General features: G+C 65.5%; 1 protein-coding gene. It reads right to left on the bottom strand.

Annotated elements, in window-relative coordinates; all coding sequences use genetic code 11:
* On the bottom strand, positions 1-1,130 hold a 1,130-nt coding region (locus AC4PR2_RS29015; protein ID WP_492176067.1), incomplete at both ends, for a two-partner secretion domain-containing protein.

Below are 1,130 nucleotides of genomic sequence, written 5' to 3'. Positions count from 1 at the left end.
CCCTGATTATCGAGGCCCCCGGCATCGAGACGCAGGTCGCCGTTACTGCCCACCGTCCCGCCGGCATTGTCGAGCAGGCCGCCGACCTGCCAGTGCTGCGCCGCGCTCCCCAGCGCCACCAGGCGGCCTCGCTGATTGACTAACTGACCGGCCGAAAGCCGGAGGTTCTGCGCCTCGATGGCACCGTCACTGTTATCCAACTTGCCCACCAGGGTGAAACGACTCTCACCGTCACCGGTCTGTGACCAGGTCGCCTGTTGATTGGACAGGTTGTCGGCATCCACCGTCCAGCGCCCGGCCTTGACCCTGGCCTGCTGCGCATCCACATTTCCCTTCGTGTTCACGGCCAGCTCACCGCTGTCTACGGTGGACTGGCGCAATGCCACCCCGCCCTCGTGGGCCGTCAGCGCGGTACGGCCGGCTCCGACCTGCGCGCCGCTGATATCCACCCGCCGCCCGGTCGCGTTGACGTCTTTTTGACTTAGCAGACTGCCGCTGGCGCGGATATCCCCCTGGCTATCAAGTTGCAGATTGGCAGCCTGGACCAGCGTACTGTCGGCATTGCTGCCCGCCAGCAGGTGACCGTTGCTCTGGATGCCGCGCGCGGCGTTCAGGTGCACATTCCCGGCCGCCGCCAGCGTCCCGGACTGCGTCAGCATTCCCTCGCGACTCTGCACGGCCAGTTGTCCACCGCTGTACACGTTGCCGTGCGTTTCGATGTCGCCCTTTGCCGCCAGCTGAATATCGCCGCCGGCCTGCGTACCCGCATCCGGCGCATCAGAGCGCCAACTGAGCTTGCCTTCGCTGCTGACGGTCAGCGTTTTGCCCGCCCGTAACTGTCCGCCCTGATTACGCACGCCGACGCCGGCCTCGGTGCCGATCATGCGGATACTGCCGCTGTACATACCGCCCATCTGCCCCATATCGATGGCTAACTCAGGCTTGGTACGGCCGTCGTCTGAAAGCGGCGTCGCGGTTTTACCGTCCGCACTCACGCGATTACGACCGGCCACCACCGACACGCCTTCTTTAGCCCAGACGCCGGCGTTGACCTCCACCGCGCGCGCCAGAATGTCGACGTACTCGGTATCATGACGGGCATCCCCGTTAAGTCCGCCCCCCTCGATGCG

Source organism: Serratia sp. A07 (assembly GCF_058725505.1).
The sequence above is the reverse complement of the archived record's forward strand: the minus strand, read 5'-3'. Positions and strand labels throughout refer to the sequence as shown.